The organism is Cryobacterium fucosi (genome assembly GCF_004403515.1).
Lineage (GTDB): Bacteria > Actinomycetota > Actinomycetes > Actinomycetales > Microbacteriaceae > Cryobacterium > Cryobacterium fucosi.
The window spans coordinates 1-14,096 of sequence record NZ_SOHH01000075.1; the positions used below are offsets into that span (position 1 = coordinate 1).

The following is a 14,096-nucleotide window of genomic DNA, read 5'->3' on the forward strand; positions in this document are numbered from 1 at the left end:
CGCCCCGGCGCGGCTGTCGGCGCCAGGGCGCGCCGGTTTCGGCAGGCCGCGCCCGCCCCCGCGGTGGCGGCCTGCCGAAACGGGCGCGGCGTCAGAAGGCCGGCGGCGCCGTCGACTCGCGCACGATCAGCCGCGGCATGATCGGTTCGCGGTCGGCAATGGGCTCGCTGCCCGGGAGGTTGCTCAGCAGCAGCGCGATGCAACGGCGGCCGAGCTCGCCGAAGTCCTGCCGCACCGTCGTCAGCGGCGGCCAGAAGTGTGCCGCCTCCGGGATATCGTCGAATCCCACGATGCTGATGTCCCCCGGGATGTCCAGGCCGGCATCCCGGGCCGCGTGCATGAGCCCGAGCGCCATCTGGTCGTTCGAGGAGAAGATCGCGGTGAAATCGCGGCGGCCGAAGAGCTCCCGTCCCGCGTGGTAGCCGAAGTCCGCGGTCCAGTCGCCGAGAATCGGCGCCGTCGTGGGGACATCCATCGCCCCCATCTCGTCGAGGAAACCACGCATCCGCGCCTCCGCCTCGATCCAGTCCTGCGGGCCGGCCAGGTGGTAGATCCGCCGGTGGCCGAGGTCGATGAGGTGCCGGGTGGCCAGCCGGGCGCCGGCGATCTGGTCGACCGACAGGGCGTGGTCGTCGAGGTGACCGGTCGACTGCAGCGACACGAAGGGCACCGTGATCGACAGCTGTTCGAGCACGTCGAAGACCCGCACCTGGGGAGCGATCACCACGATGCCCTCCACCGCCTGGAGCATCAGGTGCATGAGGGCCGCCTCGATCGACTCCTGGTCGACCGTGTCCAGGTTTGCGGTGTTCACGTAGTAGCCGGCTTCCCGGGCGGCGTCCTGGATCGCCGCGATGCTGCTGGCCGGGCCGTACTCTGAGCTCTGCGCCGAAAGGATTCCGATCGTGCGGGACCGTCCGCGGGAGAGCGCCCGCGCGGCACGGTTCGGCCGGTACTGGAGGTCTGCCATGACCTGGAGCACGCGGGCCTTGGTCGATTCCCGGATACTCGGGTGGTTGTTCAGCACGCGCGAGACGGTCTGGTGGGAGACCCCGGCCAGGCGAGCCACATCCCGGATGCTGGGCGCGCGCACCTTGGGCAAATTCTCTGTCACGTAACGACCTTGTTCACATGTGCACGGTCACAAATGTGAACGCACATCAATTATGCACACCTGGCCGCCGGTCGGAAAGCGCGGTGTGACAGTCACATTCCCAGGAGATGCCGGCGGAAACCGCTCAGGTTACTGTCACATCCGGGCGAGCGAGCGTCACAACAGGGCGTAGGCCCGCACCGGGAAGGTGCCGAACCCCGCGATCTTCGGTGGCACGGCCGTGAACCGCGCGCCCGACTGCGGCAGCGCGGCGAGCCCCGTGAGGTGCTCGACCACGTGGATGCCTGCGGCGAGAAGCAGGGAATGCGCCGGCCGTTCCCCGCCGGACTCCGTGTCATCGATGTTGAGGGAATCGATCCCGACCAGGACGACGCCGGCCTCGACCAGGACCTGTGCCGCCTCGCCGGTCAGGTAGGGCGCGCCGACGGCGTACTCCGGGGTGCCGAAGTGAGCGTCCCAGCCGGTGTGCAACAGCACGGCCGCCCCGGTCAGGTCGCTCCCACTCAGGTCGAATGCGTCGGCGGGTATGCCGCGGGAGGATGCATCCGTCAGATGGAATACACGGGCGGGCAGGTCGACCAGGGTGTCGAGGGACAGGCCGGCCAGGTCGGGGCCGTCCGGGTAGCGGTGGAACGGGCTGTCCAGGTAGGTGCCCGTGTTGCCGATCATGGTGATCAGGTCCATCGCGAACTCGGTGCCCGGCGCGTAGCGCGCCCGCGAGTCCTCTCGGGTGAGGTGGGGCGTGATCACCGGGGCCGGCAGCCCGGGGTAGGTCACCAGACCGGCCCGGATCTCGTGGCTCAGATCGATGAAGCGGGAATGGGTGTCGGTCATGGGGTCTCCTCGGGGATCTGTCGAGCACGGCTGCGATGTAGAGGGCGGTGCCCTGCACCAGGCCGAGGGATCCGGCGTTCGCGGGAGACGCATCCGTCGACACGGGGTTAGAAATCACTGTCTCACTTCTAGCGGCGGGGCAGGGCCTGCTCAACGTCGTCGATCAGGTCGGCCACGTCCTCGATGCCCACCGAGAGCCGGATGATGTTGTCCGGCACCTCGAGTTCGGTGCCGCGCACGGAGGCGTGCGTCATCTCGGACGGGTAGTTCACGAGGGACTCGACCCCGCCGAGGGACTCGGCCAGCTGGAACAGGTGGGTCGACTCGGCGAAGGCGCGCGCCGCCGGAGCTCCCCCGGCGAACGCGAGGGACAGCATGCCGCCGAAGCCGCGCATCTGCTTCTTCGCCAGGTCGTGGCCGGGGTGGTCCGGCAGTCCGGGGTAGTACACGGTGTCGATGGCCGGGTGGCCCTGCAGGTGCTCGGCGATGGCCTGGGCGTTGCTGCAATGGCGATCCATCCGCACCGACAGGGTCTTGATGCCGCGCACGGTGAGCCAGGCGTCGAGCGGGGCGGAGACCGGGCCGGCCGCGAACTGCAGGAACTGCGCCTTCTCGGCCAGCGCGTCGTCGTTGATGATCAGGGCCCCGCCGAGCACGTCGGAGTGCCCGCCGAGGTATTTGGTGGTGGAGTGCACGATCACGTCGGCGCCGAAGGCCAGCGGATGCTGCAGCGCGGGCGAGGCGAACGTGTTGTCGACGATGACGGTGACCCCGAAGCGGTGGCCGAGCTCGGCGAGCGCGGAGATGTCGCTGATCTTCATCAGCGGGTTGCTCGGCGTCTCCACCCAGAGGATCTTCGTCTTGCCCGGGATGATCGCCTGCTCGACCGCGGCCAGGTCAGACATCTCGACGGTCGTGTTCCGCACACCCCAGGCCCCGTGCACCTTGTTGATGAGCCGGTGGGTGCCACCGTAGACGTCGTTGCCGAGCACGATGTGGTCGCCGGGCGCCAGGAGGGCACGCAGGATCGTGTCCTCCGCGGCGAGCCCGCTGGCGAAGGACAGTCCGTGCTTGCCGCCCTCGAGCGCGGCGAGCAGGGTCTCGAGCGCCGTGCGGGTGGGGTTGCCGCCGCGGCTGTACTCGTAGCCGCCGCGCAGTAGGCCGATGCTCTCCTGCACATAGGTGGAGGTCTGGTAGATCGGAGGGATCACGGCGCCGGTCGTGGGATCGAAGTCCTGCCCGGCGTGGATGGCGATGGTGTCGAAGTTCTGCGTGCGAGCCATGGAAAGGATCCTTACTTGTCTAGGCGCTCAGGTAGCTGAGCAGGTCGTGACGGGTGATGACGCCGAGGGGCTTGCCGCCGTCGGTGACGAGCAGCGCATCATGGCCGGCGAAGGCCGCCCGCGCCGCGGCGACCGGTTCGTTCACGCCGATCATCGGCAGGGGCTCGCTGACGAAGGCGCTGACCTGGTCGCCCAGTTTCGCCTCCCCGGAGAAGACGAGTTCCATCAGGTGGCGTTCGTCGAGGGAGCCGACGACCTCGCCCATGACGACCGGCGGTTTCGCGGTCAGCACGAGCACCTGGGAGACGCTCGACGACGTCATCCGCTCGATCGCGTCGCGCACGGTGGCGCTGGGGTGCACGTAGACGAAGGCCGGGAGCGTGCCGGTCTTCGATTCGAGCAGGTTGCCGACGGTGTGCCCCGCCGGCGCGTTGGTGAAACCGTAGCTGCGCATCCAGCCGTCGTTGAAGATCTTGCCCAGGTAGCCGCGGCCGCCGTCGGGCAGCAGCACGACGACGGTGTCGGCGGCGGTGAGCTTCTCGGCGGCGCGCAGGGCGGCGACGACGGCCATGCCGCTCGAGCCGCCGACGAGGATGCCCTCCTCGAGGGCGAGGCGGCGAGTCATCGCGAAGGAGTCGGCGTCGGAGACCGCGATCACCTCGTGCACCACGGCCGGGTCGTAGGCAGCCGGCCAGAAGTCCTCGCCGACGCCCTCGACCAGGTAGGGCCGGCCGGTGCCGCCGGAGTAGACCGAGCCCTCCGGGTCGGCGCCGATGATGCGCACGGTGTCGCCGGACACCTCGCGCAGGTAGCGGCCGGTGCCGGTGATGGTGCCTCCGGTGCCCACGCCCGCCACGAAGTGGGTGACGGTGCCGTCGGTGTCGCGCCAGATCTCGGGACCGGTGGTCTCGTAGTGGCTGAGCGGCCCGTTCGGGTTCGCGTACTGGTTCGGCTTGAACGCCCCCGGGATCTCCCGGGCCAGCCGGTCGGAGACGCTGTAGTAGGAGTCGGGGTGGTCGGGGGCGACGGATGTCGGGGTCACCACGATCTCCGCACCGTACGCCGTGAGCACGTTGCGCTTGTCCTCGCCGACCTTGTCCGGGAGCACGAACACGCACCGGTAGCCGCGCTGCTGGGCGACCAGGGCGAGGCCGACGCCGGTGTTGCCGGACGTCGGCTCGACGATGGTGCCGCCGGGCAGGAGCAGGCCGTCCCGCTCGGCCGCGTCGATGATCCGCGTCGCGATGCGGTCCTTGGACGACCCACCCGGGTTGAGGTATTCGAGCTTGACCAGCACGGTGGCGGCCACGCCCTCCGTGACCTTGTGGAGCCTGACCAGCGGAGTGTCGCCGATCAGGTCGAGAATGGTGTCGGCAATTTTCATGGAATGTCCTTCGTCATGGTGTCGCGCCGTCTTTGACTCGCCGCGCGGCCGGAGGCTGCGCGCGCCGGCTGTGCGCAAATCGAGGGAACCGCGAGGTCGTGGGATTGCCCGGGTCGACCGGCGCGGGGCCGGCCGGCGTGGCGTCGGCTAGTGCGGGGTCGGCTATCGACAGCCACACCACGGACACGACATCAGAACAAGCACGTTTCCCACTCTATCGAAGCGCGCCCGGAGTCACCAGACTGCGACGTGCGACGGGGTCCGGCGGGCTCGCGGCGGAGGGTGAGGAAGCCGGCGCACGATAGAACGTGCGCCCCCTTCCCAAACGTGCGCCACGACGAATGCGGGGGCGCCGCAGGCGGCGCCGGATGCCGCGGGCTACTCCGCGGGGAGCAGCCGGGACGGCGACGGCGCGGTCACCTGCTCGGCGTAGAGCCGCGCATAGACGCCGTTCGCGGCGAGCAGCTCCGCGTGGGTGCCGCTCTCCACCACCCGGCCGCCGTCCACGACGAAGATCACGTCGGCGGAGACGATCGTCGACAGCCGATGCGCGATGGCGATGGTCGTGCGGCCCCGGGACGCCGTGTCCAGCGCGGTCTGCACGATCCGCTCGGAGATGGAGTCCAGGGCGCTCGTCGCCTCGTCGAGGATGAGCACCTCGGGGTCTTTGAGGAGCACCCGGGCGATCGCGATCCGCTGCTTCTCACCGCCGGAGAGCCGGTAGCCGCGCTCCCCGACGACCGTGGCGTAGCCCTCGGGGAACGACGCGATGGTGTCGTGGATGCTCGCGGAACGGGCGGCGGCCTCGAGTTCGGCGTCGGACGCATCCGGTTTCGCGTAGCGCAGGTTCTCGGCGATCGTGGCGTGGAAGAGGTAGGTCTCCTGGCTGACTATGCCGATGTGGGAGACGAGGGACTCCTGCTTGAGGTCCCGCACGTCGACGCCGGAGAACAGCACCCGGCCGGCCGAGGCCTCGTAGAAGCGCGGGATCAGGTAGGAGACCGTGGTCTTGCCTGCCCCGGACGGGCCGACGAAGGCCGCGAACCCGCCCGGTTCGATCCGGAACGAGACGGCGTCGAGCGTCGGCCGGGAGTCGGCCGTGGCATCCGGGTAGGCGAAGGTGACGGCGTCGAACTCGACCCGGCCGGTCGCCTCGCCGGCGGCCGGCACGTCGCCGGCGGTCGGAGCGTCGCTGATCGCGGGGGTGAGGTCGAGGTACTGGAAGATGCGGGCGAACAGGGCGCTGGAGGTCTGCAGATCGAGTGCCACCCGCATCAGCCCCAGCAGCGGGAACAGAAGCCGGGACTGCACGGTGGTGAACGCCACGATCGTGCCGGGCGTGACATCCGTGGTGCCGTTGACCATCAGCAGGCCGGCGACCAGGTAGACGATCGCGGGGATGCTGGAAAGGAAGATGCTGACCATGGCGAAGAACCACTGGCCGCTCATCTGCTGGCTGACCTGCAGCCGCACCTGGTTGTCGTTCTCGTCGGAGTAGCGGCCGATCTCGGCCTGCTGCCGGGTGAAACTCTTCGAGAGCAGGATGCCCGACACGCTCAGCGTCTCCTGGGTGATGGCCGTCATGTCGGAAAGCGACTCCTGGGTCCTCGACGCAATCCGGGCACGCACCTGGCCGACCCGGCGCTGCGCGATGACGAGCGCGGGCATCAGGATCACGGCCACAATGGCGAGCTGCCAGTTCAGCAGCAGCATGGCCACGAGGGCCGCGATCACGGTGACAACATTGCCGAGCAGGCTGGAGATGGTGTTGGTGAGCACGCTCGCCACGCCGCCGACGTCGTTCTGCAGCCGGGACTGGATGATGCCGGTCTTCGTCTTGGTGAAGAAGCTGAGTTCCATCGCCTGCAGGTGGGTGAACAGGCGCACGCGGAGCGCGCCCATCACCGAGTTGCCCACGGTGGCGGTCAGCCAGGTCTGCCACACGCCGAGCAGCTGCGAACCCAGGTAGATGCCGATCATCAGGCCGACCAGAGTGGCCAGTCGCGGCAGGTTCGGGTTGCCGCCCGGCGGGAAGAGCCCCTCGTCGAAGGCGCGCTGCACGAGCAGCGGCGGCAGCACCGACAGGGCTGCGCTGATGAAGACGAGCACGACGGTGATCGACAGATCCCGGCGGTGCGGCGCGAACAGGGAGCCGATGCGGCGCAGCAGGTTCGGGATGCGCGGCGCCTCCGCGTTCTCCGCCCGCTGGGCCACGGCGTCCCCGCCGCTGACCCGGCCTCGGGGACGCCCGTATTGACCGGCCTGGCGCGGGCTGCCTCCGCCGTGCATTCCACTCATGGATTCACTCTAAGCTCCCGAGGCCGCCCGATGGCCCGGGCGCCGGCGGGCGGATACCCCGGTCGGAAAGGCCGTTCCCGCCCCACTCCCCGCCCGTTCCCCATTCCCCGTACCGTTGCCCGTTGCCCATTCCCCGTTGCCCATTCCCCGTTGCCCATTCCCCGTTCCCCGTTGCCCATTCCCCGTTCCGAATTCAGGAGTACAGGGCGCGGGAGTGCGGAAGCCCGACCAACTCCGCCGGATTCGGGGCTCTGCACCTGAATTCGGCACCGGGACGTGACGGGTCGGCACCCGCGTGGGAAGCTGGCTGGGCGGTGGTCATCCACAGGATGCGCGGGGCGGTGTTTCTCCACAGACGGCGCGCTCAGCCGTGAGGCTCCCGCCCGGCGCGCGAGGCTCCCCGCATGACACACGTGACGGATGTCCTCACCACGCTTCAGGGAGTCGCGCAGCGGCGCGAACTCATCGCCCGTGGTGCAACCGGTCGGCAATTGAGCATCGCGGTCAATCAGGGGCACGTGTTCCGACCAAGGAAGGGCTGGTACGCGCTCCCCGGCACGCCGTCCGATCTGGTCAGGGCGGTGCGAATCGGCGGCCGACTCGCGTGCGTCTCGGCCGCGCGTCACTACGGTTGGGCCGTGCAGGAACGACCGGGGCTGCACGTCTGCCTCGCCCCGAACGCGGCGCGCCTGCGCACCCCTCTGGACCCCCGGGAACGGATGTCCGCCCCTGCGCCGCACGGGATCACCCTGCACTGGGCCGACCGGGTGCCTTCCGAGCCGCTCACGCGCCTGGTCACCTCGCCGCGCGAAACGGTGCTGCAGATCGCGCTCTGCCAGAGCGCCGAACTCGCTGTCGCCGCCTTCGACTCGTTCCTTCACCTGGATCCGGACGGCAGCACCGAGCTGGACCTGTGGCTGCTGGATCTGCCGGAGACTATTCTGGCCGAACTCCAGGACTGCACTGCGCTGTGCCACAGTTTCCTCGAGAGCATTGGCCGGGTTCGGCTCGCGCATGCGGGCATCCGCGGCCGGCACCAGGTCAGGATCGCCGGCGTCGGCCGCGTCGACCTGCTGCTGCAGGGTTGGCTCGTGGTCGAATGGGACGGGCTGGAGCACCACGACAACGGGCCCGCCCACGACGAGGATTGCCGGCGGGACGCCGAGCTCGCTATTCGCGGTTTTCGCAGCCTGCGCTTCAGCTACGCCCTGGTAATGCGCAACTGGCCCCTCGTGCTTGCTGCGATCCGCGCGGCCCTTGCCGGTCACCGCCCGTGAGCCCGGTCCCGCCCGCACCCGCCCGCAGGCATTCCGAATTCAGGAGTACAGGGCGTTCTCGGGCCGGATTCGAGCGGAATTGCCGGAGAACGGGGCTGGACGCCTGAATTCGGAACGCGGGCGGGCGGTCGAGGCGGGGCGGGGCGGGGCGGGCGGTCGATCGGCGGGCGGATGCCGGGGCTAGCCCTTGGTCGAGCCGGCCAGCAGGCCGCGCACGAAGTAGCGCTGCAGGCTGAAGAACACGATCAGCGGCACGAGGATCGAGATGAAGGCGCCGGCGGTGAGCAGGTGCCAGTCCTGGCCGCGGCTTCCGGTGATCTCCGCCAGCAGCTTCGTCATCGGGGCGACGGCGCCGTCGGCGAAGATCAGCGCCACCAGCAGGTCGTTCCAGACCCAGAGGAACTGGAAGATGGCGAAGGATGCGATGGCCGGCATCGTCAGCGGCAGCACGATCCGGAAGAAGATCTGGCCGTGGCCGGCGCCGTCCACGCGCGCCGCCTCGATCACGTCGGCCGGGATCTCCGAGACGAAGTTGTGCAATAGGTAGATCGCCAGAGGCAGGGCGAACATGGTGTGGGCGATCCAGACCTGGGAGTAGCCGCCGGCGTCGCTGATCGCCGTGACCACCGGGAAGCCGAAGATCTCACCCTTCGAGAAGAACCGGAGCAGCGGCACGAGGGCCATCTGCAGCGGCACAATCTGCAGAGCGAAGACCGCGATGAACAGCACGTTCTTGCCCCGGAAGTCGATCCAGGCGAACGCGTATGCGGCAAGGCTAGCGATGATCAGGGGAAGCAGCGTCGCCGGGAGGGTGATCGCGATCGAGTTGATGAACGCGCCGGCCAGGTTCAGCTGGCTGTTGCCGGCCTGGAGCACGTCCGAGTAGTTGTCGAGCGTGACGCCCCAGTTGGAGAAGATCGTCCACCAGCCCGTGGTCCGCACCTGCTGGGCCGGCCGGAACGACGAGACGAAGAGACCGAAGGTGGGGATCGTCCAGACCACGGCGATCACGAGGGCCGCGATCGTGGCGCCCCGGCTGGTCAGACGCGTCTTGGTGCGCCGCGCCGCCGCGAACTCCGACTTGCGGGCCCCGTTGCGCAACTGCTTCTTGGTGGACGGGTCGACGGGGAGCTCAACCGGAAGTATCGCGCTCATCGGATTTCCCTCTGCTTCTGGATTTGGCGGGCGTTGTAGATGACGATCGGCAGCACGAGCAGGAACAGGACGACGGCGAAGGCTGCCGAGCGGCCCAGCTCGAAGTTCTTGAACTGCGTGTACATCTCGTTCGCGATCACGCTCGTGTCGTTGGCGCCGGCGGTCATGGTGCGCACAATGTCGAAGACCTTGAGCGAGGCGATGGAGATCGTCGTCAGGACGACGATCAGGGCGCTGCGGATACCGGGAACCGTCACGTTCGTGAATTTCTGCCAGGCGTTGGTGCCGTCGAGTTCGGCGGCCTCCATCTGCTCGGCCGGCACGCCCTTGATGGCCGCGGACAGCACGACCATGGCGAATCCGGTCTGCACCCAGATCAGCACGATGATCAGGAACAACGTGTTCCATGGCTCGTTGGCGATGAAGTCGATCGGCCGGCCGCCGAACCAGACCACGATCTGGTTGAGCAGGCCGATCTGGTTCTGGTCGGCCGGCCGGGCGGTGTAGACGAAGCGCCAGATGATCGACGCGCCGACGAAGGAGATGGCCATGGGCATGAACACCATGATCTTGAAGTACTTCTCGCCGCGGCTCTTGTCGATGAACACCGCGTAGGCGAGCCCGGCGATGGTGGACACGAGCGGGGCGACCAACACCCAAACGATCGTGTTGAGCACCGTGCGGATCGCCTCAGGCTGGGTGAACACCCAGACGAAGTTGTCGAAGCCGATGAAGGCGGTCCCGCGGGAGTTCATGAACGACTGCACCGTGGTCTGGATGGTCGGGATGACCAGGCCGATCACGAGGAGCAGGATGGCCGGGGCGAGGAATCCGACGAGCTGGAAGAGATAGCCGGCTCCGGATCGTGACCGGTAGTCGACGATGAAGAACACCCCGCCGAGCACTGCGGCCGCGGCCGCTGCCCACCAGTACGACCCGGCGGCGAGGAGCACGAGCAGCGGAGCGGCCACACACACCACGAGCCGGACGACGGTGTAGATCTTGCCGGACCGCGGGGCGATCTCGACGAAGAACAGGATCGCCCCGACCAGGGCGACGAAGGCCAGGACGATGATGGGGATTTGTGCGAGGGCCGGCAATTGCCCCAGCCAGGCAAAGAACGCTGACATCTGAAACCTCTCGAGTACGACTGTGGACTCACGGTGATCGCTGGTCTGGCGGGAAAATTTACCGCCACGCTACACCCACAATGGCGTGGGCCGCCCGGTTTTCAAGACGAGCGGCCCACCACTGTTCGGTGCTGCTACTACACGTGCTGTGTTACGCGGGGTCTGAGCCCCTGTCCTGCTACTTGGACGGCCAGCCGCCTTCGATGCTGGTCAGCACCTCGTCGGTCGGAGTGCCGTTGATCCAGTTGACCATTCCCTTCCAGAACGTTCCGGCTCCCACCGAACCCGGCATGAGGTCGGAGGCGTCGAAGCGGAAGGTGGTCTTCGGGTCCTGGAGGATCTTGATGGCCTGCTGAAGGATCGGGCTCTTCGCGCTGGCCGGGTCGAGACCCTTGTTTGCGCTGATCACTCCACCGAGACTGACGCGGCTGTTGGCCCAGTCGGCGCTGGAGAGGTAGGCCTGGACCTTCTGGGTGTCGGCGTCGTCGGAGAATGCGCCGACGATCTCGCCACCACCGGTCACGGCCTGGCCGCCGGCTTCGGCGGCCGGAGTGATGAAGGCCCACACGTCGCCGTCAGGACCGACCTTTCCGCCGGCATCCGTGATGAAGCCGTCGAAGAAGGACGCCTGGTGGGTCAGGGCGCAAGTGCCGTTGGCGATCGGTGTGGCAACGTCGCCGAAGGCCGTGGTGTTGATCGAGCGCACGTCGCCGAAGGTGGCGTTGACGTAGGCCGGGTTCTGCAGGATCTGTCCGAGGGAGTCGAACGCGGTCTTGATCGCGGGATCGGTGAACGGGATCTCGTTCTTGACCCACTTGTCGTAGGTCTCCGGTCCGGCTTCGCGAAGGACAAGGTCTTCGACCCAGTCCGTGCCCGGCCAGCCGGTGGCGTCGCCGGAGCCGAAGCCGGCGCACCAGGGTGCGGTGCCGGACTTCTCCTGGATGGTCTTGGTCACGGCGAGCAGCTCGTCCCACGTCGTGGGCACTTCAACGCCCCACTCCTTGAACTTCGCCGGCGAGTACCAGATGAAGCCCTTGACGCTGGCCATCAACGGGGCGCCGTAGAAGGTGTCTCCGACGGTGCCGTAGGCCTTCCAGTCCTCGGACCAGTTCTTGTCGACGTTGTCTTCGACTGCCTTCGGAGCCGGCTTCAGGAAGTCACGGCTGGCGAGGTCGGCCATCAGGCCGGGCTGCGGGAAGATGGCGAGGTCAGGTGCGTTGCCGCCCTGGGCGCGGATCGCGATCTGCGCTTCGAACTCCTTCGACGATTCGTACTGGATGTCGATGTTGTTCTTCTTTTCCCAGTCGGCCCAGGACTGCTCGAGCAGCTTGGCCTCGGTGTCGGCAATCGTGCCGTACACGGTGACGACGCCGTCGCCCTTGGCGCCGGCGTCGGACGTCGTGCTTCCGGGTCCGCCGGAACAACCGGCCAGGGTCAAGCCGGCGATCGCCGCAATGGCGATGGGTGCTGTGAAACGGCGATGCGAGAGCCGCATTATTCCTCCTCATTGAGATGTGGTGGTGTTCGATCGGGGGATTCCCCATGGACACCGAGGTGCTGCAGGTGCTGGAAACGCCCGGATAGGGAACCGGTTCCACACCACAAGTTACGGCACGACCCGATTATGCGCAAGACCGATGTGGTCACAAATTGAAAAAGATCGCGGGAGAACGCTCTCAACACTGGGCGGGGGGAACGGAGGGCATCGGCGTGACCGGATGCGGGACGGTGCCGAGCGGAAATATTCATGGAACCGGTTCCAGAACTGCCCGTTTGACGCTAGTCTGTCGTCAGCACAACCAACGATGGAGGCCGGAATGAGCGCGATCGCGGATGTCGCCCGCCTCGCCGGTGTGGCGAAGGCCACCGCGTCCCGTGCCCTGAGCGGCCGGGGCTACGTCTCGGAGGAGACCAGGCAGAAGGTCGTCGCCGCGGCGAGGGCGATCGGCTATGTCGCCTCCCCCAATGCCGCCAGCCTGGTCACCGGCCGCACCAAGAGCATCGGCGTCATCATCCCGTTCATCAGCCGCTGGTTCTTCTCCGAGGTACTCGAGAGCATGGAAGAGGCTCTCCTCGCCGAGGGCTACGACATGACCCTCTACAACTTGCCCGCCGCCTCCCCCGAGCGGGACAGCGTGTTCGACTACTTCCTGGCCCGCAAGCGGTTCGACGGAGTGATCTCGGTGGGGGTCGCGCTCAGCGAGGGAGAGGTCGACCATCTGCACCGCCTCGGCCGGCCGCTGGTCGGCATCGGTGGGCCGATCCGGGGAGTGCAGACGATCGCGATCGACGACGTCGCCGCCGCCCGGCTCGCCACGGAACACCTGCTCAGCCTCGGCCACCAGGACATCGTGCACGTCGGCGGCAACCAGGCCGATGAGATGGACTTCAAGGTGCACAGCAATCGGCTGACCGGGTTCTATGCGGCGATGCGCGATGCTGGGCGTGCGACAAGCGGATGCTTCTACCCGTGCGAGTTCACGATGCCGGGCGGCTACCGGGTGGGCCTGTCCGTCTTCGGCGACCCGCGTAGCCGCCCGACCGCGGTCTTCGCGGCGAGCGACGAGATCGCGATCGGTCTCATCGTCGCGGCCAGGGAACTGGGCATCCAGGTGCCGGCGGACCTGTCCGTGATCGGCATCGACGGGCATCCCTATGCCGACATGTTCCGCCTGACCACGCTGGAGCAGCACCCCAGGCGGCAGGGGCGGCTCGCCGTGGCGACGCTCCTGACCGAACTCGACGCTCCCTTGCACCGGGATGAGTCCGACCACCTGACCGTGCTGCCGACCAACCTGGTGTTCCGTTCGAGCACCAGCCCGCCGCGGAACCCGCCCGGCGCCTGACCGCCGGCCGCCCGGCAGCCGCCCGGCGGCGGCCAGCACGCCGAACCCGGGGCGGAGTGCATCCTCCGCTGTACATAGCTTGGCTATTTATACCCATAGCCCCGCGATGGACATCCGTCGCCCGCCCCTGCCGCCCTGTTCCGAATTCAGGTGTCGACCCTGTTCTCTGGCCCGTTCTGGCCGCCATCGCCGGAATGCGGATGCCGACACCTGAATTCGGAACACACGCACGGGGGGGTGAGCAGGCGGGTTGACGGACGACGGGCGTCGCACCCAGTGGATGCGACGCCCGTCATTGTGCAGGACGACTGACGCCGTCCGACCCCCCAGAGGGGCCCGGTTACTTGAGGACTGCGGTGGCGCCGGCAGCTTCGAGAGCAGCCTTGCCCTTTTCAGCGGCCTCCTTGGAGACGCCTTCGAGGACGGCCTTCGGCGCGCCATCGACGACTGCCTTGGCCTCGCCGAGGCCCAGGCTGGTGAGCTCGCGCACAACCTTGATGACCTGGATCTTCTTGTCGCCGACGGCTTCGAGAACGACGTCGAACGCGCTCTGCTCTTCGACCTCTTCAGCAGCAGCGGCAGGTCCGGCGGCACCGGCAACGGCGACCGGAGCGGCAGCGGTGACCTCGAAGGTCTCCTCGAACGCCTTGACGAACTCGCTGAGTTCGATCAGGGTCAGACCCTTGAACTGTTCGAGCAATTCTTCGGTGGAAAGCTTTGCCATGATTTTTCTCCCTATAGTTTCTTAGTTACTCACCGCGATGCCAGGCAAATG

General features: G+C 67.8%; 11 protein-coding genes. 2 read left to right on the forward strand and 9 right to left on the reverse strand.

Annotated elements, in window-relative coordinates; all coding sequences use genetic code 11:
• Nucleotides 1-91 precede the first annotated feature (91 nt).
• The 5 genes from E3T48_RS11005 to E3T48_RS11025 all read right to left on the reverse strand — a co-directional run bounded on the left by E3T48_RS11005 (nt 92) and on the right by E3T48_RS11025 (nt 6,913).
• A complete protein-coding gene (locus E3T48_RS11005) occupies nt 92-1,114 on the reverse strand; it encodes a LacI family DNA-binding transcriptional regulator (protein WP_134524109.1) in 1,023 nt (340 codons plus the stop codon).
• Nucleotides 1,115-1,270: 156 nt separating this feature from the next.
• Complete coding sequence (locus E3T48_RS11010) at nt 1,271-1,948, reverse strand: cyclase family protein (RefSeq protein WP_166789704.1); 678 nt, start codon at nt 1,946-1,948, stop codon at nt 1,271-1,273.
• Nucleotides 1,949-2,076: 128 nt separating this feature from the next.
• On the reverse strand, nt 2,077-3,231 hold the full coding sequence (locus E3T48_RS11015; RefSeq protein WP_134524111.1) for a cystathionine gamma-synthase: 1,155 nt from the start codon (nt 3,229-3,231) through the stop codon (nt 2,077-2,079).
• Between the two features lie 19 nt (nt 3,232-3,250).
• On the reverse strand, nt 3,251-4,615 hold the full coding sequence (locus tag E3T48_RS11020) for a cystathionine beta-synthase (RefSeq protein WP_134524112.1): 1,365 nt from the start codon (nt 4,613-4,615) through the stop codon (nt 3,251-3,253).
• Between the two features lie 378 nt (nt 4,616-4,993).
• Entirely contained in the window at nt 4,994-6,913 is a 1,920-nt protein-coding gene (locus E3T48_RS11025) for an ABC transporter ATP-binding protein (protein ID WP_241986768.1), read from the reverse strand.
• 413 nt (nt 6,914-7,326) lie between these two features.
• Between E3T48_RS11025 and E3T48_RS11030 the strand changes: the two genes are divergently transcribed.
• Nucleotides 7,327-8,190, forward strand: coding sequence for a DUF559 domain-containing protein (locus tag E3T48_RS11030; protein ID WP_166789705.1), 864 nt, complete (start codon nt 7,327-7,329; stop codon nt 8,188-8,190).
• Between the two features lie 180 nt (nt 8,191-8,370).
• Here E3T48_RS11030 and E3T48_RS11035 read toward each other — a convergent pair whose 3' ends face one another.
• The 3 genes from E3T48_RS11035 to E3T48_RS11045 form a co-directional block, all read right to left on the reverse strand.
• Nucleotides 8,371-9,345 (reverse strand): carbohydrate ABC transporter permease, encoded by a 975-nt coding sequence (locus tag E3T48_RS11035; protein WP_134524114.1) that lies wholly within the window; start codon nt 9,343-9,345, stop codon nt 8,371-8,373.
• A complete protein-coding gene (locus E3T48_RS11040) occupies nt 9,342-10,475 on the reverse strand; it encodes a carbohydrate ABC transporter permease (RefSeq protein WP_134524115.1) in 1,134 nt (377 codons plus the stop codon). The genes E3T48_RS11035 and E3T48_RS11040 overlap by 4 nt, the downstream gene beginning before the upstream one ends.
• 178 nt (nt 10,476-10,653) lie before the next feature.
• Entirely contained in the window at nt 10,654-11,970 is a 1,317-nt protein-coding gene (locus E3T48_RS11045; RefSeq protein WP_134524116.1) for an ABC transporter substrate-binding protein, read from the reverse strand.
• A gap of 322 nt (nt 11,971-12,292) precedes the next feature.
• Here E3T48_RS11045 and E3T48_RS11050 point away from each other — a divergent pair, with 322 nt between their 5' ends.
• Nucleotides 12,293-13,321, forward strand: coding sequence for a LacI family DNA-binding transcriptional regulator (locus tag E3T48_RS11050; protein ID WP_134524117.1), 1,029 nt, complete (start codon nt 12,293-12,295; stop codon nt 13,319-13,321).
• Between the two features lie 340 nt (nt 13,322-13,661).
• Here E3T48_RS11050 and rplL read toward each other — a convergent pair whose 3' ends face one another.
• Nucleotides 13,662-14,045, reverse strand: a complete 384-nt coding sequence (rplL, locus tag E3T48_RS11055) for a 50S ribosomal protein L7/L12 (RefSeq protein WP_134510997.1) — start codon at nt 14,043-14,045, stop codon at nt 13,662-13,664.
• Between the last annotated feature and the right edge of the window lie 51 nt (nt 14,046-14,096).

Coding starts and splice junctions, on each gene's coding strand:
- E3T48_RS11045 (WP_134524116.1), bottom strand. CDS start 11,970: ATGCGGCTCTCGCATCGCCGTTTCACAGCACCCATCGCCATTGCGGCG.
- rplL (WP_134510997.1), bottom strand. CDS start 14,045: ATGGCAAAGCTTTCCACCGAAGAATTGCTCGAACAGTTCAAGGGTCTG.
- E3T48_RS11010 (WP_166789704.1), bottom strand. CDS start 1,948: ATGACCGACACCCATTCCCGCTTCATCGATCTGAGCCACGAGATCCGG.
- E3T48_RS11050 (WP_134524117.1), top strand. CDS start 12,293: ATGAGCGCGATCGCGGATGTCGCCCGCCTCGCCGGTGTGGCGAAGGCC.
- E3T48_RS11035 (WP_134524114.1), bottom strand. CDS start 9,345: ATGAGCGCGATACTTCCGGTTGAGCTCCCCGTCGACCCGTCCACCAAG.
- E3T48_RS11020 (WP_134524112.1), bottom strand. CDS start 4,615: ATGAAAATTGCCGACACCATTCTCGACCTGATCGGCGACACTCCGCTG.
- E3T48_RS11025 (WP_241986768.1), bottom strand. CDS start 6,913: ATGAGTGGAATGCACGGCGGAGGCAGCCCGCGCCAGGCCGGTCAATAC.
- E3T48_RS11040 (WP_134524115.1), bottom strand. CDS start 10,475: ATGTCAGCGTTCTTTGCCTGGCTGGGGCAATTGCCGGCCCTCGCACAA.
- E3T48_RS11015 (WP_134524111.1), bottom strand. CDS start 3,231: ATGGCTCGCACGCAGAACTTCGACACCATCGCCATCCACGCCGGGCAG.